Here is a 23,064-nt window from a genome sequence, read left to right as displayed (position 1 = left end):
GGCCTGGATGCGCGAGAGAAACACGGGCCGGCGGGGGGCGTCGGCGCGCACTCCGCTCAGTCGCGAGCGCGTGATCGGCACGGCGATGGCAGTGGCGGACGAGAAAGGAGCGGCCGCGCTCACCATGCGGGCCATCGCCGAACCGCTGGGCGTCGAGGCCATGTCGCTCTACCACCACGTCGCGAGCCGGGAGGACATCCTCGACGGCATGGTGGACGCGGTGTTCGGCGAGATCGACCTACCGCCGCGCGGCACGGACTGGAAGAGTGCCCTGCGCCACCGCGCGGACTCCGCACGCGCCGTCCTCCTGCGCCACCCTTGGGCCGTCGGCCTCATGGATTCCCGATCCCAGCCCGGCCCGGCGACCCTGCGCCATCACGACGCCGTCATCGGAACGCTGCGCGCCGGAGGGTTCTCCGTCCCCATGACCGCGCACGCCGTCTCGCTGATCGACAGCTATCTGTACGGGTTCGTGCTCCAGGAGCTGAGCCTGCCGTTCAGGGGCGCGTCGGAGCTGGACGAGGTAGCGGGTGCCATCCTGCGCGACATGCCCGCCGACACCTACCCCCACCTCACCGAACTGGCCACCGAGCACGTCCTCAAGCCCGGCTACGACTACGCCGGCGAGTTCGCCTTCGGGCTCACCCTCATCCTCGACGCCCTCCACCCGGACGAGGCCGCGAGCGCATGACGAGTAGAACGAGTACGCGGGATGGGATTCGAAAGTCCCGCACAGCACCCACGGCGCCCGGCACGCACTCTCGCCGCACCGGCCAAAACCCCAAGTACGTCCCGTACGATGGCTTTCATCCGGCACTCCCCCAGCCTTCGGCCGAGGGGGGGACAGAACACGCACCGGACACCGCGGGCACCGCACAGGACTTTCGAAACACCCCCTAAGTCCCGCTGGATCAGCGCTGCCCGGATACGGTGAGCGCCGTATCCGGGCAGCTATGCCTGAAGGCGTATCCTTCTGATCGTTTGTCTTGGCTTGCCGGTTTCAGCTGGTCGGTCCACGCCGGTTGGCGGGGAGCCGATGCCACTGTGCCGCGGCGGGGTAGGCGAGCGCCCCGACCACTGCTCCCCATATGACGAGCCAGAGCGTGCCAGCCGTGCCCCAGTCCACCCGAGGTAGTTCGAAGGGTCCTGTGAGGACCAGGAGAATGAGGCCGACTACCAGCCTGGTCTGGGCCTTGCTGTCCAGCACTACGTCACTCCTCACGGCTGCGCGTCATTGCAGCTCCTCGTAGGTCCCTTGCACAGCTCCGCCTACAGCACCGGCGAAACCTCCGATCGTCGCCCCCGCGACACAACCGGTGGCCAAGGACGCGATGCATCCGGTTACGCCTCCGCCGACGGCGGTCGCCATGGACTTCTTCCCGACCCTCTTGACTGCGTTCAAGAAGAAGGCGCCTGGCGTGTGGGCGCGTCAGGAGCGTTGACGAGAATTGAGGTCAGTGCGCAGGGGGATGGGCCGGAGCGAGTCGCCCCAGCTGAGAACGCTGACCGGTGTGAGCGTGCTGCGTCTACTACAGTGCGGTGTGGGCCGTGACTGGCGCTGAGGTGGAGCACCACCGGGGAGCGGTCTGACGAGACGTCGTTGCCGTGCGCCTGGGCGAGTGGTCGGCAACGCCTGGAGGCAACGATGTCCGCGGCTCAGACTGCCCAGCTCATGGATGGCACCGGCCTCGCCCATCGCATCATCGAAGAGGCTGCTGCCAAGGCGGCAGAGATTTCACGGCGTGGGGGGACCAGTCCCTGTCTGGCGACGGTGCTGGTGGGAGAGGACCCGGCGTCGGTCACGTATGTCCGCATGAAGCGGGCGCGGTGCGCGAAGGCGGGCATCCAGTCCCGGCACATCGCTTTGCCCGCCACCACCACGACCGCCGAACTGATCGACACCCTCGCCGGCCTGTCCGGCGATCCGGACGTGCACGGCATCCTGCTCCAGCACCCCTGCGGCCCGCATATCGACGAGCGGCGGCGTTCGAGGCCATCGCCCCGGAGAAGGACGTCGACGGGGTCACGACGCATTCGTTCGCCGCGATGAGCTTCGCACTGCCGGGCTTCGTGTCCTGCACTCCAGGCGGAATCATGCGGCTGCTGGAAGCGTACGACGTCGACCTCGCCGGCAAGCACGCCGTCGTGGTGGGTCGCAGCGCGATTCTCGGCAAGCCGGCCGGGATGCTCCTGCTCGCCAGGAACGCAACGGTGACGTACTGCCACTCGCGCACGGCGGACTTGTCGGCGGTCGTCCGGGAAGCAGACGTCGTGGTAGCGGCCGTTGGACGGCCTCGGCTGATCCGGGGTGAGGACGTCAAGCCCGGCGCGGTGGTGATCGACGCCGGATACAACCCGGGCAACGTCGGCGACGTGGACTTCGATACCGCCCGCACCCGTGCCCGTTTGATCACTCCGGTGCCTGGCGGCGTCGGGCCAATGACCATCGCCGTCCTGCTGGCGCAGACCGTGGACGCCGCAGCGAACCAGCTCGGATTCCAGCACCACTGACGTCCTGACCAGCAGCCCCTCGGCACCAAGCCAGAAAGATTCCCGCTCAGAACGGGGACCCCGTATCGGGCTGGCTGGCAGTTCGTTCTGATAGCGGGCCGCGGCCGGGCGGGCTGGTCACCATGTCGCCTTGCGGTCGGGTGCCCACGATCTGGAACTGGTGGCCGGTCGCGCGCGGGACCAGGTCCAGGACGTCCAACCGATCGTTTCAGAATGGGCCCGGCCGAGAACAGCACTCCCGTTGGCACAGGTGCAGCTGAGCTGGAGCCTTGGCCCATGGCCTGGCGCATGCGGCCTGAGCAGCAGAAGCAGATTCGGACCGGTCGGACGTAGGAGTGGGTGGATGGGCGGGGACGCGGAGCGGGAGCGCTGGGAGCTGCGGCCGGGAGTCGGTGTGGGGCCGTTGCAGTTCGGGATGTCTCCGGCCGAGGTCGCACGGGCGCTTTCGGTCCCTGGACCGCAGGTACAGGTTGGCGGTCCGTATGCGCAGGAGGACTTCCAGGATGGGGTGAAAGCGTTCTACGACGTGGGCGAACTGGCCTGCGTTGCGCTGGATGCGGTCACCGGTCCGCAGGTCTTTTTGTCCGGCTTCCCGCTGGCGGGCAGCGATCCGGAGCAGGGCCAGCAGTTTCTGCTGGACCACGCTGCGGAGCATGGGAACTGCCTGCTCTACACGTCTGATGACTCGCTTTCCCTGGCTGATCTCGGGGTTCTTCTCCGCTCTCAGCAGGTTGGGGCAGCGCGCCTGACCCGTCCGCTCTTCGTGAAGGAGGAGTGGTTGGACTCGGAGTGCTTCCGAGACCGACTTCCGCTGGAGGGCGCCTCAGGTTGAGCGCTCGATCTGGCGAACTGACGCCAGAGTCTGCTTGCAAGTCGCGATGAGATGCCGCGGGTCTTGTACTCGACGATCTCGGTCGGCAAGGTGTCCCGGTGCATGCTGGTCTTGTACTCGACGACCTGGGAGCGGGTGGCCCCGTTGCTGCCACATCCGTGGACGGGGCGGATGTTCTCCGCCTTGTGGGGACCAGCGAGACGCTGCACGCGACCCTCGTGGAACCGGAGCTGGTGGTGGAGGTCGGCGTCGACGTGGCCCGCGAAACCGCGGACGGTGGAGGCACGCCGCGCGTCGGCATCGGCATCGGCATCGGCATCAAATCCGAGCGGAGTTGCACCCGGTGCAAGTGCCGAAGTTCGACGGAGGGGGCGAACCACCCGCTGACGGCAATCGGCACGAGCAGCCCTGGACCAGGTCAGGCGCCCGGTCCGGGGTCCGGCTCCACCGGCGTACGGATGCCCGCCCGGGCCGCCTCCAACTGGGCCGCGAACGCGATGCCGAGGAAGAGCGCCACGGCGGTCAGGTTGGCCCACAGCAGCAGGGCGATGAAGGCCGTGAGCGGACCGTACACGGCGCCGAAGGCCCCGCTCCGTCCGACGTACAGCGCGAGCAGCCAGGTCGCCGAGATCCACAGCACCAGGTGGACCGCCGAGCCGAAGGCCAGCCACGTGTAGCCGGGCTGGTCGCGGCGGGGCGACCAGCGCAGGATCACCGCCGACGCCATCCAGGCCAGCAGCAGTCCGGCCGGTACGTCCAGCACGGCCCACCACGCGGCCCCGCCCGTCCCGTGGCCGAGGGTGCGGGCCACGGCGTCGCCGACCGTCTCACCCGCGACGAGCACCAGGAACCCCAGGACCATCGGCAGGCCGGCCGTGAAGGCGAGCGCCAGGGCCCGGCCGTACTTGCGGACGAAGGGGCGGTCGCGCTCGATGCCGTAGATGCGGTTGGCGCCCCGCTCGATCTGCGCCATGGCCGAGGCGAGGTTCAGCACCGCGAACCCGAGGCCCAGCCAGAGCGCGACCGTGCTCCACACGTCGCTGCCGGCGCTGCGCCGGGTGCCCTCGAAGGCCTCCTCGACGACGTCCGCGCTTGCGCCCGGCACGATCCGGCCGAGGGTCAGCTCGATGACCCGGCCCACGCTCTCCGTGTGCACCGACGTGGCGAGACCCACGAGCACGACGGTGAAGGGGACCAGGCCGAGCACGACCTGGAAGGCGAGGGCCCGGGCGTTGGTGAAGCCGTCCGCGTAGCGGAACCGGGTGAAGGAGTCGGCCAGCAGCCTGAGGCCCCCGTACCGCCGCAGGGCGGTGAAAGCTTCGTCGCCGGAGAGTTCGTCTCCGAGCATGTCCCGGGTCTGCGGAACGTGGACGGCGGTTCCCACGATGCGGCTGCTCCTCGTGTCGGGGCGGGCGAGGACGTCGTCCTCCACCCGTGCGCATGCCCCGTGAACGGGACCGCAGCGCGCAGGGGACGGCCTTGTGAGCCGGGGCGTGCCAAGCCGGCAAGGCGACGCCACGATGTTGCACCGGATGCGGCACATGCAGGAGCGAGTCGACCTGTCGGGGCACACGCGACTGGAACGCCTGCTTCACCAGCAGGTCCGCGAGACCACCGAGGCCATCGTCGGCGCGGTCACCGGTTCGCTCACCACGCCGCGCAGTCTGCTGCTCGGCAGGTACGACGACCATGGCCGCCTGCAGTACACCGGCCGCACCACCACTCTCGCCCGGGCGGCGAGCAGCGCGGTCGCCGGGCTGCTCGCTTCCGCTCGGCGCGGTCATCCGTGGACAGGCCGGCCGTTCTGCGGCCGGGAGACACTGGACGTCACGCTGGTGGAACCCGAGCTGGTGGTGGAAGTAGGCGTCGGTGTCGTCCGCGACACCTCCGGCCGGTGGCGCCACCCCGCACGCCTGCACCGTGCCCGCCTTTACCTCTCCCCCGGCGGTGTCCCCCGCATAACGGCGCTGCCGCGCCGACACCCGAGCTCGACTGCGTCCACGTCGCCCGGCTGACTGCCGGCGAGGCTTCAGCGGGTCTGCGGTGAGTGAGCCTGCGGTGGGCCCTGGGACGGTGCACGGCGATCGGGCGCGTCGGGCGCGCGGGCGCGTCGTGGGCAGGCGCACCGGGCGTCGGCCGTCGGGCGGGCCTGTGTCCGCGCGGGGGCCGCAGGCCCGCTGGTGGAGGGTGAGGGCGGGTGGGGCGTGGCTCAGGCGGCGCCGTCCGAGGTCGTCCCGGACGTGAGGTGCTCGGGCTCGGTGCGCTCGGGCTTGGTGTAGAGGACGTCGCGGGCCTGTTCCGCGGCGCGGGCGGTGCTCTCGGAGACGAAGTCCAGGAAGCGGGCGATGTTCTCCAGGCGGGCGCCGGCCGGGGTGTGGGAGCCGAGGACGCCGACGCCCTGCCGTGCGGTCTCGACGACCTGGGCGATGGACCGGGCGCTGGCCATCATCGACTGGTACCAGACGTCGTCGTCGACGACGTAGCGCTCGCGGCGGCGTTCGTCGCGTTCGCGGCGGACGAAGCCCTGACTCTCCAGGAACGCGATCGCCTTGGACACGGACGCCGGGCTGACCTGGAGGCGCTGGGCGAGGTCGGAGGCGGTGAGGCTGCCCGAGTCGGTGAGGCAGAGGCAGGCCAGCACGCGGGCCATCATCTTGGGCATGCCCGAGGCCATGACGACGGTGGTGAACACCTCCTCGTACTCGCGCACCGCCTCGGCGTCGCGCCCGTGGGGCTGCGCGGGCGTCCTGGGGTCGCGGGGCGCGGTCTGCCGGCGGCGGTGGGCGCGGTGTTCGGCGGCGCGGTGGGCCAGGTCGGCGCGGTAGGAGGTGGGGCCGCCGTTGCGCATCACCTCGCGCGTGATCGTCGAGGTGGGGCGGTCCAGGCGCCTGGCGATCTCGGCGTAGGCGAGGCCGTCGGCCAGTCCCAGCGCGATCTGCTGGCGTTCCTGCTGGGTGAGCCTGCCTCCCGGCATCGCGGTCTCCTCACGTGGTTCGGGGTGCGGTTGGTGGTGTCTGCCGCCGTCGCGGTTTCCATCATAGCGTTCAATCTCAATCCATTGCAACGAAGGATGGAGAGTTGGTTGCATTAGCTTTGTAGTCATTGCAACGTTTTCTAGCCTTGCACCTGCACTAATGCCAGCTCCATGCGACGAACGAGTTGCCAGAACCATGAACGCAACGTAGCGTTTCCATCATCAGAAACAACGGGACGAAGGACGAAGGAGCGCACCATGCGACTGGACAAGAACGCGACACGGAAGTTCGACACCCCCGCCCCCGTCGCGGCCGTCCTCGACGTCCCCGCCGGGCACCTGCGGTTCATCGCCGCCGACCGGACCGACACCACCGTCGAGATCCTGCCCGCCAACGCCTCCAAGAGCCGCGACGTGAAGGCGGCGGAGCAGACCACGGTCACCTACGCCGACGGTGTCCTGCGCATCGACGCCCCGCCGGCCAAGAACCGGCTCCTCGGCGCTACGGGTGCCCTCGAGGTGACCGTCCAGCTGCCCGTCGGCTCCCGCGTCGAGGCGAAGGCCGCCAGCGCCGAACTCAGGGGCGTCGGACGCCTCGGCGACGTGGTCTTCGAGGGGGCGCAGGGCGCGGTCAAGCTCGACGAGGCCGCGACCGTCCGCCTCTCCCTCCTCGCCGGCGACATCACCGTCCACCGCCTCAACGGCCCCGCCGAAATCACCACCCAGAAGGGCGACCTCCGCGTCACCGAGGCCGTCAGCGGCAGCGTCACCCTGCGCACCGAGCACGGCGACATCACCGTCGGCGCCGCCCGCGGCACCTCCGCCACCCTCGACGCCGGCACCGCCTACGGACGCATCGACAACACCCTCACCAACACCGACGGCCCCGACGCCGCACTCACCCTCCACGCCACCACCGGCTACGGCGACGTCACCGCCCGCAGCCTGTAGCAGCCCTCGACACCAGGAAGGACACCGCCATGAAGCCGCTGCCCGGAAAGAGGTGCGAGGTGGCGGCTTCGGCCGGTCCCGGGCCGGTCACCTCGTTCGTACGGTTCGTGCTCTCCGGCGGCGGTGTCGGAGTCCTCTCCAGCTTCGCGGTACCGCTGCTGGCCGTGACGATGCCCTGGGCGGTCTCGAACGCCATCGTCACCATCGTCTCCACCCTGCTGTGCACGGAGCTCCACGCCCGCTTCACCTTCGCCAAGGGGCGCGGCGCCGGATGGCGGGAGCACTGGCAGTCGGCGGGCTCGGCGACCGCCGCCTTCCTCGCGACCGGCATCGCCGTTCACGTCCTGCACCTGGTGCAGCCCTCCGCCGGCCCGCCGGCCGAGCAGCTCGTCTATCTCGGCGCCGCGGGCCTCGCCGGCGCGGGCCGCTTCCTCGTCCTGCGCCTGTACGTCTTCGCCGGCCGCCCCGCCCGTGCCGTACACCCCTCGGCGCCGCAGGCGTCGGCCTCCCGCGTCCTCGCGGCGGCGTAGGCGCGTACGCCCCCCTCCCCCGTACGGCGGGCCTCCCCCGTACGGCGGGCCGGCCCCGTACGGCGGGCCCCGTACCGCGGAGCCGCGTACCGCGAAGTCCCGTGCGGCGGACGGCCGGAACCGGTTCGTCCGCTCGGCGTCCGCTCGAGGATCAGTCCTTCTTCCGTGGAGGATCCAGCCTCGCGGTTCCCGGCTGGGTCAACGTGTCCGTGTGGCGGAGCCGTCCGCCCGGTCGTCATGTCCGTACGACAAAACGGCCGGCCGCACGCGTTCCCCGTCACGCTCCTCATCACCCTGCTCATCACCCCCCTCATCCGATGGAAGTGCGGTTTCCCGTGGCTACCTTCCTGTACGCACTCGGCCGCTTCGCCTTCCGGCGTCGCGGCCTCGTCACCCTGCTGTGGGTACTGATCGTCTGCGGCGTCGGTGCCGCGGCCGCGTCCGCGCCCGCACCGCCCACCGACCGGTTCTCGATGCCGGGCACCGAGTCGCAGAGGGCGTTCGACCTGCTCGAGGAGAAGTTCCCGGACTCCGGTACCGACGGTGCCACCGCCCGTGTGGTGCTCCGCGTGCCCGAGGGCGGGAGCGTCGACGCCGAGAAGGCGGCGATCGGCGCGCTCGTCGGCGAACTCGGCAAGGCCCCCCAGGTGGCGGGCGTCGCCGACCCGTTCACGGCCGGCTCGGTCAGCGAGGACGGTCGTACCGCCTACACCGTGGTGACCTACGAGGTCGCCGCGCCCGACCTCACCGACGAGGCCCGTGACGCGCTCACCGCGGCCACCGACCGGGCCCGCGAGGGCGGTCTGACCGTCGAGGCGGGCGGGGACGCGGTGATGGTCGAGCAGACCATGTCCGGCACCGGCGAGCAGATCGGCGTGCTGATCTCCGCCGTCGTCCTGTTCCTCACCTTCGGCTCGCTGATCGCCGCCGGCATGCCGCTGCTCACGGCACTGATCGGCGTCGCCGTCGGCACCTCCGCCATCGCCGCGCTCGGCAGCGCCCTCGGGCTGTCCGCCACGACCGGGACGCTGGCGATGATGATCGGCCTCGCGGTCGGCATCGACTACGCGCTGTTCGTCGTCTCCCGCTACCGGGCCGAGATCGCCGAGGGCCGCGCCCCCCAGGAGGCGGCGGGCGTCGCGACCGGCACGGCCGGTTCCGCTGTCGTCTTCGCCGGGCTCACGGTCATCATCGCGCTGGCCGGCCTCGCGGTCGTCGACATCCCGATCCTCACCAAGATGGGCCTCGCCGCGGCGGGTACGGTCGCCGTCGCCGTACTGATCGCGGTCACCTTCGTGCCCGCCCTGCTCGGCTTCGCGCCGCGCCGGGTCCTGCGGGTGGCGGACCGGCGGCTCGTGCAGACCAGGAAGCCGCTGTCGGCGCGCAAGCTGCGCAGGAGTGAGAAGAAGGCCGCGAAGCTGGCCGCGCGGACCAGCCCGAACCTGTCCACCCGCTGGGCCTCGTTCGTGGTGCGCCGCCCGGTGGTCGTGCTCGTCGTCGCGGTGGCCGGCCTCGGCGCGCTCGCCCTGCCCGCCACCAAGCTGGAGCTCGGCCTGCCCGGCGAGGGCACGATGGCGGCCGACACCACCCAGCGCAAGGCGTACGACTTGCTGTCCGACTCCTTCGGCCCCGGCTTCAACGGCCCGCTGACGGTGACCGTCGAGGGCGCGGACGCGGCCGCCGCCGGCGACAAGGTCGGCGCGGCGCTGAAGAAGACCCCGGGCGTCGCCTCGGTCTCCAAGGCCAACCCCAACGAGGCGGGCGACACCGCCATCCTCAGCGTCGTCCCCGAGACCGGCCCGACCGACGCCCGGACCGAACAGCTCGTCAAGGACATCCGTGCGCGGGCCGCTTCGCTCGGGGCGTCCGCGGGGGCCACCGAAATCCTGGTGACCGGCCAGACCGCGCTGTTCATCGACTTCTCGCAGACCCTGTCCGACGCGCTGCTGCCCTACCTGGCCCTGGTGGTCGGCCTGGCCTTCCTGCTGCTGCTCCTGGTGTTCCGTTCGCTCCTGGTCCCGCTGAAGGCCGCGCTCGGCTTCCTGCTCTCGGTGAGCGCGGCCCTGGGCGCGCTGGTCGCGGTGTTCCAGTGGGGGTGGGCCGCCGACTTCTTCGGCATCGAGCAGACCGGCCCCATCATGACGACGATGCCGATCTTCATGATCGGTGTGGTCTTCGGCCTCGCCATGGACTACGAGGTCTTCCTGGTCACGCGGATGCGTGAGGCCTACGTCCACGGCGTCCGGGCCAAGGAGGCCGTGGTCTCCGGCTTCCACCACAGCGGGCGGGTGGTCGCCGCCGCCGCGGTCATCATGATCAGCGTCTTCTCGGGCTTCGTCGTGGAGGACGAGGACCTGGTCGCGATGATGGGCTTCGGTCTCGCCTCGGCCGTCCTGTTCGACGCCTTCGTGGTCCGGATGGCGATCGTGCCCGCCGTGCACTCACTGCTCGGCGACGCCGCCTGGTGGCTGCCGAAGTGGCTCGGCCGGGTGCTGCCCAACGTGGATGTCGAGGGCGAGCGGCTGCAGCGGCGGCTGCCGTCCGGTCCGCCGCCGCCCGCTCCGCGGATCGCGCCGGAACAGGAGAGGGACCTCGTGCACTGACGCGGTGCGCGGGGGTGAACGGCGGCGGCCCGGTGCGACCTGTCGAGGACGCACCGGGCCGCAGCCGTCCGTGTGAGGGCCTCGCGGGACGCCGCGGTGTCGCGGACGCCGGGGGCCATGAACGCCGTTGCGCGCAAGGCCGCTTGAGAGTCGGTCGAGGTCCGGCCGAGGTGGATGGTCCCGGGAGCGGGCCTCCGGTTCACTGATCGCATGGCGACCCTGACTTCCGGCACCGGTCGCGTCCCGCGGCCGTGGCGGCGCGAAGGCCCGCGCCGCGCGGTACCGCCCCCCACCGGTACGCCGGTCCCCCCACCGCCCGGCCGCCCGGCGTCCTCACTCCGTGCCGGTACCTGCCCTACGCCGTCCGTGCCCTGCCGCACGCGGCGCGCGGCGACGCGCTGCGCGGGCTTCACGGCCCCCCTCCCCCGGTCCGGCTCCCACCGGGTGGGTCCTTCTGCCTGCATGGCGGTCCCCTGCACGCTCACGGAGGCCCCCGCATAGCATTCGCCCTCAATCTGTTGCAACGAAAGCAGGAGATGTCGTTGCATTAAGTTCCGCCTCATTGCAATGATTTACTTGCGTTCACCTGCACTTACTATCGCTTGAGGCAACAACTGCGTTGCCTATTTAGTGAATGCAACGTAGCGTTTCTGTCATCAGAAACATCAGTCCGCAGGAGCGCACGATGCAGAAGAAGGAGTGCACGATGCAGAGGTTCGACACCCCCGCCCCCGTCGCGGCCGTCCTCGACATCCCGGCCGGACGCATCCGGTTCACCGCGACGGACCGGACGGACACCACCGTCGAGGTCCTGGCCGCCGATGCCTCCAAGAACCTCGACATGCAGGCGGCGGAGAAGACCACGGTCGCCTTCGCCGACGGCGTCCTGCGCATCGACGCCCCCGCGGTCAGGAATCGGATCCTCGGTTCCTACGGCATCGTCGAGGTGACCGTCCACCTGCCCGCCGGCTCCCGCGTCGAGGCCAAGGCCACCGACGCCGAACTGAAGGGCCACGGGCGCCTCGGCGAGGTCACCCTCGACAGCACCCAGGGCACGGTCGAACTCGACGAGACCGAAGGCGCCCGCATCGCCCTCGTCGCAGGCGACGTCACCGTCCACCGCCTGAACGGCACCGCCGAGATCGTCACCCGGAAGGGCAACCTCCGTGTCACCGAAGCGGTGCGCGGCACGGTCGCACTCCGCACGGAGCAGGGCGACATCACCATCGGTGCCGCCCCCACGACCTCCGCCACCCTCAACGCCGGCACCAGCCATGGCCGGATCGACAACACCCTCACCAACACCGAGGGACCCGCCGCCGGGCTCATCATCCACGCCACCACCTCCTACGGCGACATCACCGCCCGCAGCCTCTGACCCGCACCCAACAAGGAGCCCTCTCATGACCAAGCCGGCCATCGCAGCGAACGGGCTGCGCAAGTCGTACGGCGACAAGACCGTGCTCGACGGCATCGACCTGACAGTTCCCGAAGGGACGGTCTTCTCCCTGCTCGGTCCGAACGGGGCCGGCAAGACCACCACCGTGCAGATCCTCTCCACCCTCATCTCCGCCGGCGGCGGACAGGCCCAGGTCGCGGGCCACGACCTCGCCACGGACCCGCAGGCGGTGCGTGCCGCGATCGGTGTCACGGGGCAGTTCTCCGCGGTCGACGGTCTGATCACCGGTGAGGAGAACATGCTCCTCATGGCCGACCTGCACCACCTGTCGAAGCAGGAAGGGCGGCGGGTGACGGCCGAGCTGCTGGAGCGCTTCGACCTGGTGGAGGCGGCGAAGAAGCCCGCCTCGACCTACTCGGGCGGTATGAAGCGCCGTCTGGACATCGCGATGACGCTGGTCGGCGGCCCGCGGATCATCTTCCTGGACGAGCCCACCACCGGCCTGGACCCGCGGTCCCGGCACAACATGTGGGGCATCATCCGCGAACTGGTCTCCGGCGGCGTGACCGTCTTCCTCACCACGCAGTACCTGGAGGAGGCCGACGAACTCGCCGACCGCATCGCCGTGCTGAACGACGGAAAGATCGCCGCCGAGGGCACCGCCGCCGAACTCAAGCGCCTCGTCCCCGGCGGCCACGTCCGGCTCCGCTTCACCGACCCCGCCGACTACCAGGCCGCCGCCCTCGCGCTGAACCCGGCAACCCGCGACGACGACGCCCTCGCCCTCCAGGTCCCCTCGGGGGGCAGCCAGCGCGAGCTGCGTTCCATCCTCGACTGGCTGGACTCCGCCGGCATCGAGGCCAGCGAACTCACCGTGCACACCCCCGACCTCGACGACGTGTTCTTCGCCCTGACCGGCGGCGCCGGCGTCCCCACCCAGCCCAAGGAGGCTGTCCGATGAGCTCCCTCTCCCTCGCCGTGCGTGACTCGAACACGATGCTGCGCCGCAACCTGCTGCACGCGCGCCGCTACCCGTCGCTGACCCTGAACCTGCTGCTCACGCCGATCATGCTGCTCCTGCTGTTCGTCTACATCTTCGGCGACACCATGAGCGCGGGCATCGGCGGCGGAGGGCGCTCCGCCTACATCGCCTACATCATCCCCGGCCTGCTGCTGATGACCGTCGGTTCCACCGTCATCGGCACCGCGGTCTCCGTCTCCATGGACATGAGCGAGGGCATCATCGCCCGCTTCCGCACCATGGCCATCCACCGGCCCTCGGTCCTCGTCGGACACGTCGCCGGCAGCGTCCTGCAGTCGATCCTGAGCGTGGTCCTCGTCGGCGCCGTCGGCGTGGCCATCGGCTTCCGGTCCACGGACGCCACCGCCCTGGAGTGGCTGGCCGCCTTCGGTCTGCTCGCCCTCTTCACGCTGGCGCTCACCTGGATCGCGGTGGGCATGGGTCTGGTCAGCCCCAACGCCGAGGCCGCCAGCAACAACGCCATGCCCTTGATCCTGCTGCCGCTGCTGTCCAGCGCCTTCGTGCCGGTCGACTCGATGCCGGGCTGGTTCCAGCCGATCGCCGAGTACCAGCCCTTCACGCCGGCCATCGAGACCCTGCGCGGTCTGCTCCTGGGCACCGAGATCGGCCACAACGGCTGGCTCGCCGTCGTCTGGTGCCTGGCCCTGTCCGTCCTCGGCTACTTCTGGTCCACCTCGACCTTCAACCGCGACGGGAAGTAGGTCCGCCCCGCGACAGCGCGGGGCACCGCCCGCGCCCCCGGCCGACGACCGACACACGACAGGCGCACACGACGCGCACCCCGCTCCACGATCCGCGAAGGCCCGCCGCCGCTGTCTCCGGACAGCCGCGACGGGCCTTCGCCCCGTGTCGTCAGTAGCGGTAGTGGTCCGGCTTGTAGGGGCCCTCGGGCGCGACGCCGATGTACGCCGCCTGCTCCGGGCGGAGCGTGGTGAGCTTGACGCCGAGGGCGTCCAGGTGGAGGCGGGCGACCTTCTCGTCGAGGTGCTTGGGCAGCACGTGGACGCCGGTCGGGTACTCGTCGGGCTTGGTGAACAGCTCGATCTGGGCCAGGGTCTGGTCCGCGAAGGAGTTGGACATCACGAACGACGGGTGGCCGGTGGCGTTGCCCAGGTTCAGCAGACGGCCCTCGGACAGCACGATGATCTTCTTGCCGTCGGGGAACGTCCAGGTGTGGACCTGCGGCTTGATCTCGTCCTTGACGATGCCCGGGACCTTCGCCAGGCCGGCCATGTCGATCTCGTTGTCGAAGTGGCCGATGTTCCCCACGATCGCCTGGTGCTTCATCCTGGCCATGTCGCCGGCCATGATGACGTCCTTGTTGCCGGTCGTGGTGACGAAGATGTCGGCCGTCTCGACGACCTCGTCGAGCGTGGTGACCTGGTAGCCGTCCATCGCCGCCTGCAGCGCGCAGATCGGGTCGATCTCGGTGACGATCACGCGGGCGCCCTGGCCGCGCAGCGACTCCGCGCAGCCCTTGCCGACGTCGCCGTAGCCGCACACCACGGCGGTCTTGCCGCCGATCAGCGTGTCGGTGGCGCGGTTGATGCCGTCGACCAGGGAGTGGCGGCAGCCGTACTTGTTGTCGAACTTCGACTTCGTCACGGCGTCGTTCACGTTGATCACCGGGAACAGCAGGGAGCCGTCACGCTGCATCTCGTACAGGCGGTGGACGCCGGTCGTGGTCTCCTCCGTCACACCGCGGATCTGCGCGGCGATGCCGGTCCAGTCGAGTGTGCTCGCCTTCAGCAAGGCGGCCACGGCCGCCAGTTCCTCGTTGTCGGCCGGGGGCAGCTCGCCGGTCTTGAGGTACTCCACGCCCTGGTGGACGAGGGTGGTGGCGTCGCCGCCGTCGTCCAGGATCATGTTCGGGCCGCCGGTGGGGCTGTCCGGCCAGGTCAGCGCCTGCTCCGTGCACCACCAGTACTCCTCCAGCGTCTCGCCCTTCCAGGCGAAGACCGGGACGCCCTGCGGGTTGTCGGGCGTGCCGTTCGGACCGACGGCGATGGCGGCCGCCGCGTGGTCCTGGGTGGAGAAGATGTTGCAGGACGCCCAGCGGACCTCCGCGCCGAGCGCGACCAGGGTCTCGATGAGGACGGCGGTCTGCACCGTCATGTGCAGGGAGCCGGTGATCCGGGCGCCGGCCAGCGGCCGGGCGTCGGCGTACTCCTCGCGGATCGCCATCAGGCCGGGCATCTCGTGCTCGGCGAGGCTGATCTCCTTGCGGCCGAACTCGGCCAGCGACAGGTCGGCGACCTTGAAATCCTCGAACTCAGGCGACACGAATGCTCCTTGAACTGATGACGTTACGGTGGATGTCCAGGGCCGCGGTGGACCTGTTCAGGGTGATGTAGTGCAGTCCGGGCGCGCCCTCCGTGAGGAGGCGTTCCGCCATGGCGGTGGCGTACTCGACGCCGATGCGGTGGCCCGCGGCGCGATCGTCGCGGGCGGCTTCCAGACGGTGGGCCAGGTCCTCGGGGAAGGCGGCGTCGCTCAGTTCGGCGAAGCGGCGGATCTGGCGCACGTCGGTGGCGGGCATGATCTCGGGGACGATCGGGATGTCGCAGCCGGCCGCGGCCACCCGGTCACGCAGCCGCAGGTAGTCCTCGACGTGGAAGAACATCTGCGTGATGGCGTAGTCGGCGCCGGCGCGGCACTTGGCCACGAAGTGCCGGATGTCGGTGTCCCAGTCGGGCGAGCGGGGGTGCCGCTCGGGGAAGGCGGCGACGCCGATGGTGAAGTCGCCCAGGGAGCGGACGAGTTCGACCAGCTGGTAGGCGTGGGTGAAGCCGTCCGGGTGAGCCGCCCACGGTCCTCGGGGGTCGCCGGGGGGATCGCCGCGCAGGACGAGGACGTCCTTGATGCCGGCGTCCGCGTAGGCGCCGATGATCTGCCGCAGCTCGGCGACCGAGTGGCCCACGGCGGTGAGGTGCGCGACGGGGCGCAGGGTCGTCTCCGCCGCGATGCGCCGGGTGACCTCGATGGTGCGGGTCCGAAAGGAGCCGCCGGCGCCGTAGGTCACGGAGACGAAGTCCGGGCGCAGGGGCTCCACCTGGCGGATCGCCTGCCACAGGGTCCGCTCGCCGGCGGCGGTCTTCGGCGGGAAGAACTCGAAGGAGAAGGTCGTCACGCGCGGCCTCCCGCGTTGAAGTAGTTCGCCTCGGGGTGGTGGACGACGAGGGCGTCGGTGGACTGCTCGGGGTGGAGCTGGAACTCCTCGGACAGGTGGACGCCGATGCGTTGCGGACGGAGCAGATGGGCGATCTTCGCGCGGTCCGCCAGGTCGGGGCAGGCCGGGTAGCCCAGCGAGTAGCGGCAGCCCTGGTACTCGGTGCGCAGCATGCCGTCCAGCGAGCGCGGGTCGTCCGCCGCGATGCCGAGTTCGGTGCGGACGCGGGCGTGCCAGTACTCGGCGAGGGCCTCGGCGAGCTGGACGGACAGGCCGTGCAGTTCGAGGTAGTCGCGGTAGGCGTCGGCCTCGAAGAGGCGGGCGGTCTCCTCGCCGATGCGGGCGCCGACGGTGACGACCTGGAGGCCGACGACATCGGTCTCGCCGGACTCCTCGGGGCGGAAGAAGTCCGCCAGGCACAGCCGTCGCCCGCGGCGCTGGCGCGGGAAGGTGAAGCGGGTGCGTTCGTTGCCGGCCTCGTCGAGAAGGATCAGGTCGTCGTCCTTGGACACGCACGGGAAGTAGCCGTGGACCACGGCCGCCTCCAGCAGGTTCTCCGTCTGGAGCCGGTCCAGCAGGCCACGCAACCGGGGCCGTCCCTCGGTCTCGAGCAGCTCCTCGTAGGTGGGGCCGTCGCCGGTGCGGGCCTGCTTCAGACCCCACTGGCCCTTGAACAGCGCGCCCTCGTCCAGCCAGGACGCGTACTCCTTGAGCTGGATGCCCTTCACGACCCGCGTGCCCCAGAACGGCGGGGCGGGGACCGGGACGTCCGTGGCGACCTCGGAGCGGACGTGGCCCGTCTCGGGCCGTTCCTCGATCTCGACGGTGGCGGCACGGACCCGGCGCTGTTTGAGTCCGGGCAGCTGTGCGCCGGGGACGCCGCGCTTGATGCCGATCAGGGCGTCCATCAGGCGCAGGCCCTCGAAGGCGTCGCGGGCGTAGCGGACTTCGCCGTCGTAGATCTCGTGGAGGTCCTGCTCGACGTAGGCGCGGGTGAGGGCGGCGCCGCCGAGGATGACGGGGTAGTCGGCGGCCAGACCCCGCTGGTTGAGCTCCTCCAGGTTCTCCTTCATGATCACTGTGGACTTCACCAGGAGTCCGGACATGCCGATGACGTCGGCCCGGTGCTCTTCGGCAGCCTCCAGGATCGCGGAGACCGGCTGCTTGATGCCGAGGTTGACGACGGTGTAGCCGTTGTTGGACAGGATGATGTCGACGAGGTTCTTGCCGATGTCGTGGACGTCGCCCCGGACGGTGGCCAGGACGATGGTGCCCTTGCCGTCGTCGTCGGTCTTCTCCATGTGCGGTTCCAGATGCGCCACCGCGGTCTTCATGACCTCGGCGGACTGGAGCACGAACGGCAGTTGCATCTGGCCGGAGCCGAACAGCTCCCCGACCGCCTTCATCCCGTCCAGCAGCGTCTCGTTGACGATGTCCAGAGCGGGGCGCCGGGTCAGGGCCTCGTCCAGGTCGGCCTCCAGGCCGTTCTTCTCGCCGTCGACGATGCGGCGTTTGAGCCGCTCGTCCAGCGGGAGGGCGGCCAGCTCGTCCGCCCTGGACGCCCGCAGCGACTTCGCGGTGGCGCCCTCGAACAGCTGCATCAGCCTCTGCAGCGGGTCGTAGCCCTCACGGCGCCGGTCGTAGATCAGGTCGAGGGCCGTGGTGACCTGCTCCTCGTCGAAGCGGGCGATCGGGAGGATCTTCGACGCGTGCACGATCGCCGAGTCCAGGCCCGCCTTCACACACTCGTCCAGGAACACGGAGTTCAGCAGGATGCGGGCGGCCGGGTTCAGGCCGAAGGAGATGTTCGACAACCCCAGCGTGGTCTGCACGTCCGGATGGCGGCGCTTCAGCTCACGGATGCCCTCGATCGTGGCGATGCCGTCCTTGCGGGACTCCTCCTGACCCGTGCAGATCGTGAACGTCAGACAGTCCACGAGGATGTCCTCCTCACGGATGCCCCAGTTCCCGGTCAGATCCTCGATCAGGCGTTCGGCGATCTCGACCTTCTTCTCCGCCGTGCGCGCCTGGCCCTCCTCGTCGATCGTCAGCGCGATCAGCGCCGCACCGTGCTCCCGGGCCAACTGCGTGACCTTCGCGAAGCGGGACTCCGGGCCGTCGCCGTCCTCGTAGTTCACCGAGTTGATCACCGCGCGGCCGCCGAGCTTCTCCAGCCCGGCCCGGATCACGTCGACCTCGGTGGAGTCCAGCACCACCGGCAGCGTCGACGCGGTCGCGAACCGCCCCGCCAGCTCCTCCATGTCCGCCACGCCGTCCCGGCCCACGTAGTCGACGCACAGGTCCAGCAGGTGCGCGCCCTCGCGGATCTGCTCCCGCGCCATCTCCACGCAGTCGTCCCAGCGGCCCTCCAGCATCGCCTCACGGAACTTCTTCGACCCGTTGGCGTTCGTCCGCTCACCGATCGCCAGGTACGAGGTGTCCTGCCGGAACGGCACCGTCTGGTACAACGACGCCGCACCCGGCTCGGGCCGGGGGGCGCGCTCGGCGGGGGTCAGGCCGCGCACGCGCTCGACGAGCCGGCGCAGGTGCTCGGGCGTGGTGCCGCAGCAGCCGCCGACCAGGCAGACGCCGTACTCGCGGACGAACGTCTCCTGCGCGTCGGCCAGGCCTTCCGGGCCGAGCGGGAAGTGTGCGCCGTCCTTGGTGAGGACGGGGAGGCCCGCGTTGGGCATGCACAGCAGGGGGATGCGGGAGTGGCGGGCGAGGTGGCGCAGGTGCTCGGTCATCTCGGCGGGGCCGGTGGAGCAGTTCAGGCCGAGCATGTCGATGCCGAGCGGCTCGAGCGCGGTGAGCGCGGCGCCGATCTCGGAGCCGAGCAGCATGGTGCCGGTCGTCTCGAAGGCCATGGAGACCAGGAGCGGAACGTCGGTGCCGAGGGTGTCCATGGCGCGGCGGGCGCCCAGGACGGCGGCCTTGGTCTGCAGCAGGTCCTGCGTGGTCTCCACCAGCAGCGCGTCCGCGCCGCCGGTGAGCAGGCCCTCGGCGTTGGCCTGGAAGCCGTCTCGGACGGTGGCGTAGTCGATGTGGCCGAGGGTGGGGAGTTTGGTGCCGGGGCCCATGGAGCCGAGGACCCAGTGTCGCTGTCCGTTGCGTCGGGTGGCCGCGTCGGCCGCCTGACGGGCGATGCGGGCGCCCGCTTCCGACAGTTCGTGCGCGCGGTCGGCGATGTCGTACTCGGTCAGTGCCGTGTGGTTCGCGCCGAAGGTGTTGGTCTCCACGCAGTCCACGCCGGTCGCGAGGTAGGCGTCGTGGACGGAGCGCACGATGTCCGGACGGGTGGCGTTGAGGACCTCGTTGCAGCCCTCCAGCTGCTGGAAGTCCTCCATGCTCGGGTCGTGGGACTGGAGCATGGTGCCCATCGCGCCGTCGGCCACCACCACACGGGTGGCGAGCGCCTCGCGGAGGGTCTCGGCGCCTGTCGTCACCGTCGGCATGGTGCGCCTCCCAGGTGTGCCGCGATGGTCTCCGCCGCTGCCGTGCCGTAGGTCTCGGTGATGACGGCGGTGAGCCGGGCGGGGTCGGGCGTGTAGGCCTGGGAGCCCACCTCGGCGAGGGCCAGGGAGGCCAGCGCGCAGCCGAGCCGGGCCGCGTGCGGGCTGTCCAGGTCCCAGGCGAGGGCCGCGAGGAAGCCCGCGCGGAAGGCGTCGCCGGCTCCGGTCGGGTCGGCGGTGCGCACGCCGGCGACGGCCGGGACGGTGAGCGCCGGGTGGCCGGCGGTCTCGATCCGGACGCCGTCGGCGCCGAGCGTGGTGATCCACGCGCCGGCCTGGTGCAGGACGTCGTCGCGGCTCCAGCCGGTGCGTTCCAGCAGCAGGGTCGCCTCGTACTCGTTGGTGAACAGCCAGCGTGCCCCGGTGAGCAGGGTGCGGGCCTGGTGGCCGTCGAGGCGGGCGAGCTGCTGGGAGGGGTCGGCGGCGAAGGGGATGCCGAGTGCCCGGCAGCGCGCGGTGTGGCGCAGCATGGCCTCGGGGTCGTCGGGTGCCACGACCACGAGGCCGGGCAGCGGGTCGAGGCGCCCGAGATCGATGTCGCGGGCCTCGGTCATGGCGCCGGCGTAGAACGCGGCGATCTGGTTGGCGTCCTGGTCCGTGAGGCACACGAACCGGGCCGTCTGCCGCCGGGCGGAGACGTGTACGGCCCCGGTGTCGACGCCGTGTTCCTTCAGCCAGACCTCGTACTCGCCGAAGTCGCTGCCGACCGCGCCGACGAGCACGGGGTCGAGTCCCAGTCCGCCGAGCCCGTAGGAGATGTTGGCGGCGACCCCGCCGCGGCGTATCTCCAGGTCGTCGGCGAGGAACGACAGCGACACCTGGTCGAGCCGGTCGGGGATCAGCTGGTCCACGATCCGGCCGGGGAACGTCATGAGGTGGTCGGTGGCGATGGAACCGGTCACGGCGATGCGCATGGCGACTCCCGTCCCTGTCGGCGCGGCCGGTTCAGTGGCCCGCGGCGGCGCGGAGGCGGTCGGCCCGGTCGGTGCGCTCCCAGGTGAAGTCGGGCAGCTCACGTCCGAAGTGCCCGTACGCCGCGGTGCGGGCGTAGATGGGGCGCAGCAGGTCGAGGTCGCGGATGACGGCGGCGGGGCGCAGGTCGAACACCTCGTGGATGGCCCGCTCGATCGCGGCGCGCGGGACGTGCTCGGTGCCGAAGGTCTCGACGAACAGGCCGACCGGTTCGGCCTTGCCGATGGCGTAGGCGACCTGGACCTCGCAGCGTTCGGCGAGTTCGGCGGCGACGACGGTCTTGGCGACCCAGCGCATGGCGTAGGCGGCCGAGCGGTCGACCTTGGAGGGGTCCTTGCCGGAGAAGGCGCCACCGCCGTGGCGGGCCATGCCGCCGTACGTGTCGATGATGATCTTGCGGCCGGTGAGGCCGGCGTCGCCCATCGGGCCGCCGGTCTCGAACTTGCCGGTGGGGTTGACCAGCAGGCGGTGGCCTTCGGTCTCCAGCTTGATGCCGTCCTCGGCCAGCCCTGCCAGTACGTGGTCCACGACCTGGCGGCGGATGTCCGGGGTCAGCATGTGGTCGAGGTCGATGCCGGCCGCGTGCTGCGAGGAGACGACGACCGTGTCCAGGCGTACCGGGAGGTCGTCGCGGTACTCGATGGTGACCTGGGTCTTGCCGTCGGGGCGCAGGTAGGGCATCTGCCCGTCCTTGCGGACCTCGGCCAGCCGGCGCGACAGCCGGTGCGCGAGTTCGATGGGCAGGGGCATGAGGGTGGGCGTCTCGCGGGTGGCGTACCCGAACATGAGCCCCTGGTCGCCGGCGCCCTGGGCGGCGAGGTCGTCGTCGGTGCCGCCGAGCCGCTTCTCGTAGGCGGTGTCGACGCCCTGGGCGATGTCGGGTGACTGGGCGCCGAGGGACACGGACACCCCGCAGGAGGCGCCGTCGAAGCCCTTGGCCGACGAGTCGTAGCCGATGCCGAGGACGGTCTCGCGGACGATGCCGGGGATGTCGGCGTAGGCGGAGGTGGTCACCTCGCCGGCGACGTGGACCTGACCGGTGGTGATCAGGGTCTCCACCGCCACCCGGGAGGCCGGGTCCTGGCTCAGGAGGGCGTCCAGGACGGCGTCGCTGATCTGGTCGGCGATCTTGTCGGGATGGCCCTCGGTGACGGACTCCGAGGTGAACAGCCGGGTTGCCATGTCTCTCCTAGGCGTGAGCGGTCGTGGTCCAGCGTGCCGCCCGTGCCCCGGTGTCCGGCGTCGGTCGCCGGGCCGGCGGGGTGGGTGGCCGGCGGGCCGTGCCGCCCGGTGCGTGCCCGGCGGCCCGGTCGTCGCGCGGCACCGGGACCACCGCGCACCGGGCGGCATCGCGCGGTGGCGGGGTGGGCCCGGTCCGCGCCGGGCGGCAGGACGTGGTGCGAGGAGCGGGACGGGTGGTTCGCCGTCGGGGGGTCTGCGTCTTCCCTGGCGGTCTGCGGCGCCACCAGGGTGGTTCTCGCCCGTCGAGGGCGGGTGGAGGACCGCTCGCGCACTCCGGCGGCGCCCCGCGGGCCGTCGTGGGGCGGCGGTTCGGCGGGGTGTTCTTCGGCTGGGTTCCCTTTCCTTTCCGGGCCGGTCGCGAGGCGGACTTGAGCCGGTCCCGAGCGGGCCTGCCCATGCTGTCCGGCGAAGCTGGGCGGGAACCGGTACGGGCGACTGGCCGGGGCCTGGGTTCCGCCGCCGCTGGGCGACATGTACGCGCGACTCCCGTGTCCGGGCCGGCTCACCGGGCTGAGGATCACCGGGCCGAAGAGGCGAACGCGGGCCGCGGTCGCCGGGCCCTCGGGGAGCGACCGGGCCGAAGGGTGGAGGGAAACATGGGCGGGCTGGCAGGACTTGCGGTGCTCGGATCGGCCGCATCCCGCACCACGGGCCGTGAGACGGCCGCGGTGGGCTCGATGCTCGACGCGCTGGAGGACGAAGGGCACGGCGGACGCGCCGTGGTGCGGGACGGCTCGGCGGTGATGGGGTGCGCCTGGCCGGCGTCGGCCGCCCCCGGGGACGGCACCCACACCTTCGTCTCGGCGGACGGGAAGATCGTGCTGCTGGCGAGCGGCCGGGTGCGCAACCACCGGGAGCTGGCCGCCGCGCTGCCCGGAGTGCGGCTGCGGACCCAGTCGGACCGCGAGATCCTGCTGCACCTGTACGAGGCCGAAGGGCTCGCCTTCCTCGACGCCGTGCGCGGGACGTTCGCGCTGGTCGTCCTCGACCGGCGGCGCGACGAGGTCCTCTTCGCGCAGGACGGGTCCGGCGCCGACGCGGTGTACCACGCGGTGGCGGACGGACGGCTGGTGTTCGCCTCGGCACCGGAAGCGCTCGCCCGCTGCGGTCTGGTGGACGCGGGGGCCGGCCGTGCCACGCCCGCCGCGACGATCGAGCGGGTCGACCTGCGCGAGGGGACGACGTCGTCCCGGCGCTGCCGGGACGGGTCCGCCGTCGGCGGTGCGGACAGGCGTCCGGAACGGGGCGCCGTCGTCGAGCGGCCCGAGCGCCCTGCCGTACGGCAGTGACCTTGTCCACCGAGCCCGAGGTGTCGCCCCCGTGACCG

At 71.1% G+C, this 23,064-nt stretch carries 17 protein-coding genes, 1 pseudogene and 1 riboswitch; of the genes and pseudogenes, 11 read left to right on the top strand and 7 right to left on the bottom strand.

Annotation, left to right across the window (positions count from 1 at the left end; genetic code table 11):
• The first annotated feature begins 7 nt into the window (after positions 1-7).
• From MTR79_RS16370 to MTR79_RS16360, 3 genes and pseudogenes are all read left to right on the top strand, one after another.
• Positions 8-691: a TetR/AcrR family transcriptional regulator gene (locus MTR79_RS16370; protein ID WP_244790903.1), complete on the top strand. Its 684-nt coding sequence runs from the start codon at positions 8-10 to the stop codon at positions 689-691.
• 847 nt (positions 692-1,538) lie between these two features.
• Positions 1,539-1,624, top strand: a riboswitch (ZMP/ZTP riboswitch).
• A 21-nt stretch (positions 1,625-1,645) separates the two neighbouring features.
• Positions 1,646-2,511: pseudogene (locus MTR79_RS16365) on the top strand (bifunctional 5,10-methylenetetrahydrofolate dehydrogenase/5,10-methenyltetrahydrofolate cyclohydrolase).
• Positions 2,512-2,854: 343 nt separating this feature from the next.
• The gene (locus MTR79_RS16360) at positions 2,855-3,343 is read left to right on the top strand and encodes a hypothetical protein (protein ID WP_244790901.1); all 489 of its coding nucleotides are present in this window, start codon (positions 2,855-2,857) and stop codon (positions 3,341-3,343) included.
• 418 nt (positions 3,344-3,761) lie between these two features.
• On the opposite strand, the gene MTR79_RS16355 is transcribed toward MTR79_RS16360, so the two are convergent.
• On the bottom strand, positions 3,762-4,727 hold the full coding sequence (locus MTR79_RS16355) for a YihY/virulence factor BrkB family protein (protein WP_189365382.1): 966 nt from the start codon (positions 4,725-4,727) through the stop codon (positions 3,762-3,764).
• 157 nt (positions 4,728-4,884) lie between these two features.
• Here MTR79_RS16355 and MTR79_RS16350 point away from each other — a divergent pair, with 157 nt between their 5' ends.
• A complete protein-coding gene (locus tag MTR79_RS16350) occupies positions 4,885-5,358 on the top strand; it encodes a hypothetical protein (protein ID WP_244790899.1) in 474 nt (157 codons plus the stop codon).
• A 194-nt stretch (positions 5,359-5,552) separates the two neighbouring features.
• On the opposite strand, the gene MTR79_RS16345 is transcribed toward MTR79_RS16350, so the two are convergent.
• Complete coding sequence (locus tag MTR79_RS16345; RefSeq protein WP_048458645.1) at positions 5,553-6,317, bottom strand: helix-turn-helix domain-containing protein; 765 nt, start codon at positions 6,315-6,317, stop codon at positions 5,553-5,555.
• Positions 6,318-6,575: 258 nt separating this feature from the next.
• Between MTR79_RS16345 and MTR79_RS16340 the strand changes: the two genes are divergently transcribed.
• The 6 genes from MTR79_RS16340 (at position 6,576) to MTR79_RS16315 (ending at position 13,543) form a co-directional block, all read left to right on the top strand.
• Positions 6,576-7,268 (top strand): DUF4097 family beta strand repeat-containing protein, encoded by a 693-nt coding sequence (locus MTR79_RS16340; RefSeq protein WP_189365384.1) that lies wholly within the window; start codon positions 6,576-6,578, stop codon positions 7,266-7,268.
• Between the two features lie 29 nt (positions 7,269-7,297).
• On the top strand, positions 7,298-7,798 hold the full coding sequence (locus MTR79_RS16335) for a GtrA family protein (protein WP_086704655.1): 501 nt from the start codon (positions 7,298-7,300) through the stop codon (positions 7,796-7,798).
• Between the two features lie 335 nt (positions 7,799-8,133).
• The gene (locus MTR79_RS16330; RefSeq protein ID WP_189365385.1) at positions 8,134-10,401 is read left to right on the top strand and encodes an MMPL family transporter; all 2,268 of its coding nucleotides are present in this window, start codon (positions 8,134-8,136) and stop codon (positions 10,399-10,401) included.
• A 706-nt stretch (positions 10,402-11,107) separates the two neighbouring features.
• Positions 11,108-11,779 carry a DUF4097 family beta strand repeat-containing protein gene (locus tag MTR79_RS16325; protein ID WP_189365409.1) on the top strand — a complete coding sequence of 224 codons (672 nt, stop codon included), beginning with the start codon at positions 11,108-11,110 and terminating at the stop codon, positions 11,777-11,779.
• Between the two features lie 25 nt (positions 11,780-11,804).
• Positions 11,805-12,761, top strand: a complete 957-nt coding sequence (locus tag MTR79_RS16320) for an ATP-binding cassette domain-containing protein (protein ID WP_189365386.1) — start codon at positions 11,805-11,807, stop codon at positions 12,759-12,761.
• Positions 12,758-13,543: an ABC transporter permease gene (locus MTR79_RS16315; RefSeq protein ID WP_121718784.1), complete on the top strand. Its 786-nt coding sequence runs from the start codon at positions 12,758-12,760 to the stop codon at positions 13,541-13,543. The genes MTR79_RS16320 and MTR79_RS16315 overlap by 4 nt, the downstream gene beginning before the upstream one ends.
• A 151-nt stretch (positions 13,544-13,694) precedes the next feature.
• Here the strand turns inward: MTR79_RS16315 and ahcY are convergent, their stop codons facing one another.
• From ahcY to metK, 5 genes are read right to left on the bottom strand one after another with little or no spacing between them, the layout of a single operon-like run.
• The gene (gene ahcY / locus MTR79_RS16310) at positions 13,695-15,125 is read right to left on the bottom strand and encodes an adenosylhomocysteinase (RefSeq protein ID WP_244790897.1); all 1,431 of its coding nucleotides are present in this window, start codon (positions 15,123-15,125) and stop codon (positions 13,695-13,697) included.
• Complete coding sequence (gene metF, locus MTR79_RS16305) at positions 15,115-15,972, bottom strand: methylenetetrahydrofolate reductase [NAD(P)H] (RefSeq protein WP_244790895.1); 858 nt, start codon at positions 15,970-15,972, stop codon at positions 15,115-15,117. The genes ahcY and metF overlap by 11 nt, the downstream gene beginning before the upstream one ends.
• Complete coding sequence (gene metH / locus MTR79_RS16300; protein ID WP_280518332.1) at positions 15,969-19,457, bottom strand: methionine synthase; 3,489 nt, start codon at positions 19,455-19,457, stop codon at positions 15,969-15,971. The genes metF and metH overlap by 4 nt, the downstream gene beginning before the upstream one ends.
• Entirely contained in the window at positions 19,454-20,437 is a 984-nt protein-coding gene (locus tag MTR79_RS16295; RefSeq protein ID WP_244790893.1) for a carbohydrate kinase family protein, read from the bottom strand. Before MTR79_RS16295 ends, metH begins: the two co-directional genes overlap by 4 nt.
• 31 nt (positions 20,438-20,468) lie before the next feature.
• A complete protein-coding gene (metK, locus tag MTR79_RS16290; RefSeq protein ID WP_189366863.1) occupies positions 20,469-21,677 on the bottom strand; it encodes a methionine adenosyltransferase in 1,209 nt (402 codons plus the stop codon).
• 656 nt (positions 21,678-22,333) lie between these two features.
• Between metK and MTR79_RS16285 the strand changes: the two genes are divergently transcribed.
• The gene (locus MTR79_RS16285) at positions 22,334-23,026 is read left to right on the top strand and encodes a hypothetical protein (RefSeq protein ID WP_244790891.1); all 693 of its coding nucleotides are present in this window, start codon (positions 22,334-22,336) and stop codon (positions 23,024-23,026) included.
• The last annotated feature ends 38 nt before the right edge of the window (positions 23,027-23,064 follow it).

Origin of the sequence: Streptomyces sp. BJ20, from assembly GCF_022869105.1 — a bacterium.
GTDB lineage: Bacteria > Actinomycetota > Actinomycetes > Streptomycetales > Streptomycetaceae > Streptomyces > Streptomyces griseoincarnatus.
Note: the sequence above shows the minus strand (reverse complement) of the source record. Positions and strands in the feature narration are given on the sequence as shown.

Bases quoted from the DNA above. Each gene is read 5' to 3' on its own strand.
- MTR79_RS16370 (WP_244790903.1), top strand. From the start codon at position 8: ATGCGCGAGAGAAACACGGGCCGGCGGGGGGCGTCGGCGCGCACTCCG.
- MTR79_RS16360 (WP_244790901.1), top strand. From the start codon at position 2,855: ATGGGCGGGGACGCGGAGCGGGAGCGCTGGGAGCTGCGGCCGGGAGTC.
- MTR79_RS16350 (WP_244790899.1), top strand. From the start codon at position 4,885: ATGCAGGAGCGAGTCGACCTGTCGGGGCACACGCGACTGGAACGCCTG.
- MTR79_RS16345 (WP_048458645.1), bottom strand. From the start codon at position 6,317: ATGCCGGGAGGCAGGCTCACCCAGCAGGAACGCCAGCAGATCGCGCTG.
- MTR79_RS16340 (WP_189365384.1), top strand. From the start codon at position 6,576: ATGCGACTGGACAAGAACGCGACACGGAAGTTCGACACCCCCGCCCCC.
- MTR79_RS16335 (WP_086704655.1), top strand. From the start codon at position 7,298: ATGAAGCCGCTGCCCGGAAAGAGGTGCGAGGTGGCGGCTTCGGCCGGT.
- MTR79_RS16325 (WP_189365409.1), top strand. From the start codon at position 11,108: ATGCAGAGGTTCGACACCCCCGCCCCCGTCGCGGCCGTCCTCGACATC.
- MTR79_RS16320 (WP_189365386.1), top strand. From the start codon at position 11,805: ATGACCAAGCCGGCCATCGCAGCGAACGGGCTGCGCAAGTCGTACGGC.
- MTR79_RS16315 (WP_121718784.1), top strand. From the start codon at position 12,758: ATGAGCTCCCTCTCCCTCGCCGTGCGTGACTCGAACACGATGCTGCGC.
- MTR79_RS16295 (WP_244790893.1), bottom strand. From the start codon at position 20,437: ATGCGCATCGCCGTGACCGGTTCCATCGCCACCGACCACCTCATGACG.
- metK (WP_189366863.1), bottom strand. From the start codon at position 21,677: ATGGCAACCCGGCTGTTCACCTCGGAGTCCGTCACCGAGGGCCATCCC.
- MTR79_RS16285 (WP_244790891.1), top strand. From the start codon at position 22,334: ATGGGCGGGCTGGCAGGACTTGCGGTGCTCGGATCGGCCGCATCCCGC.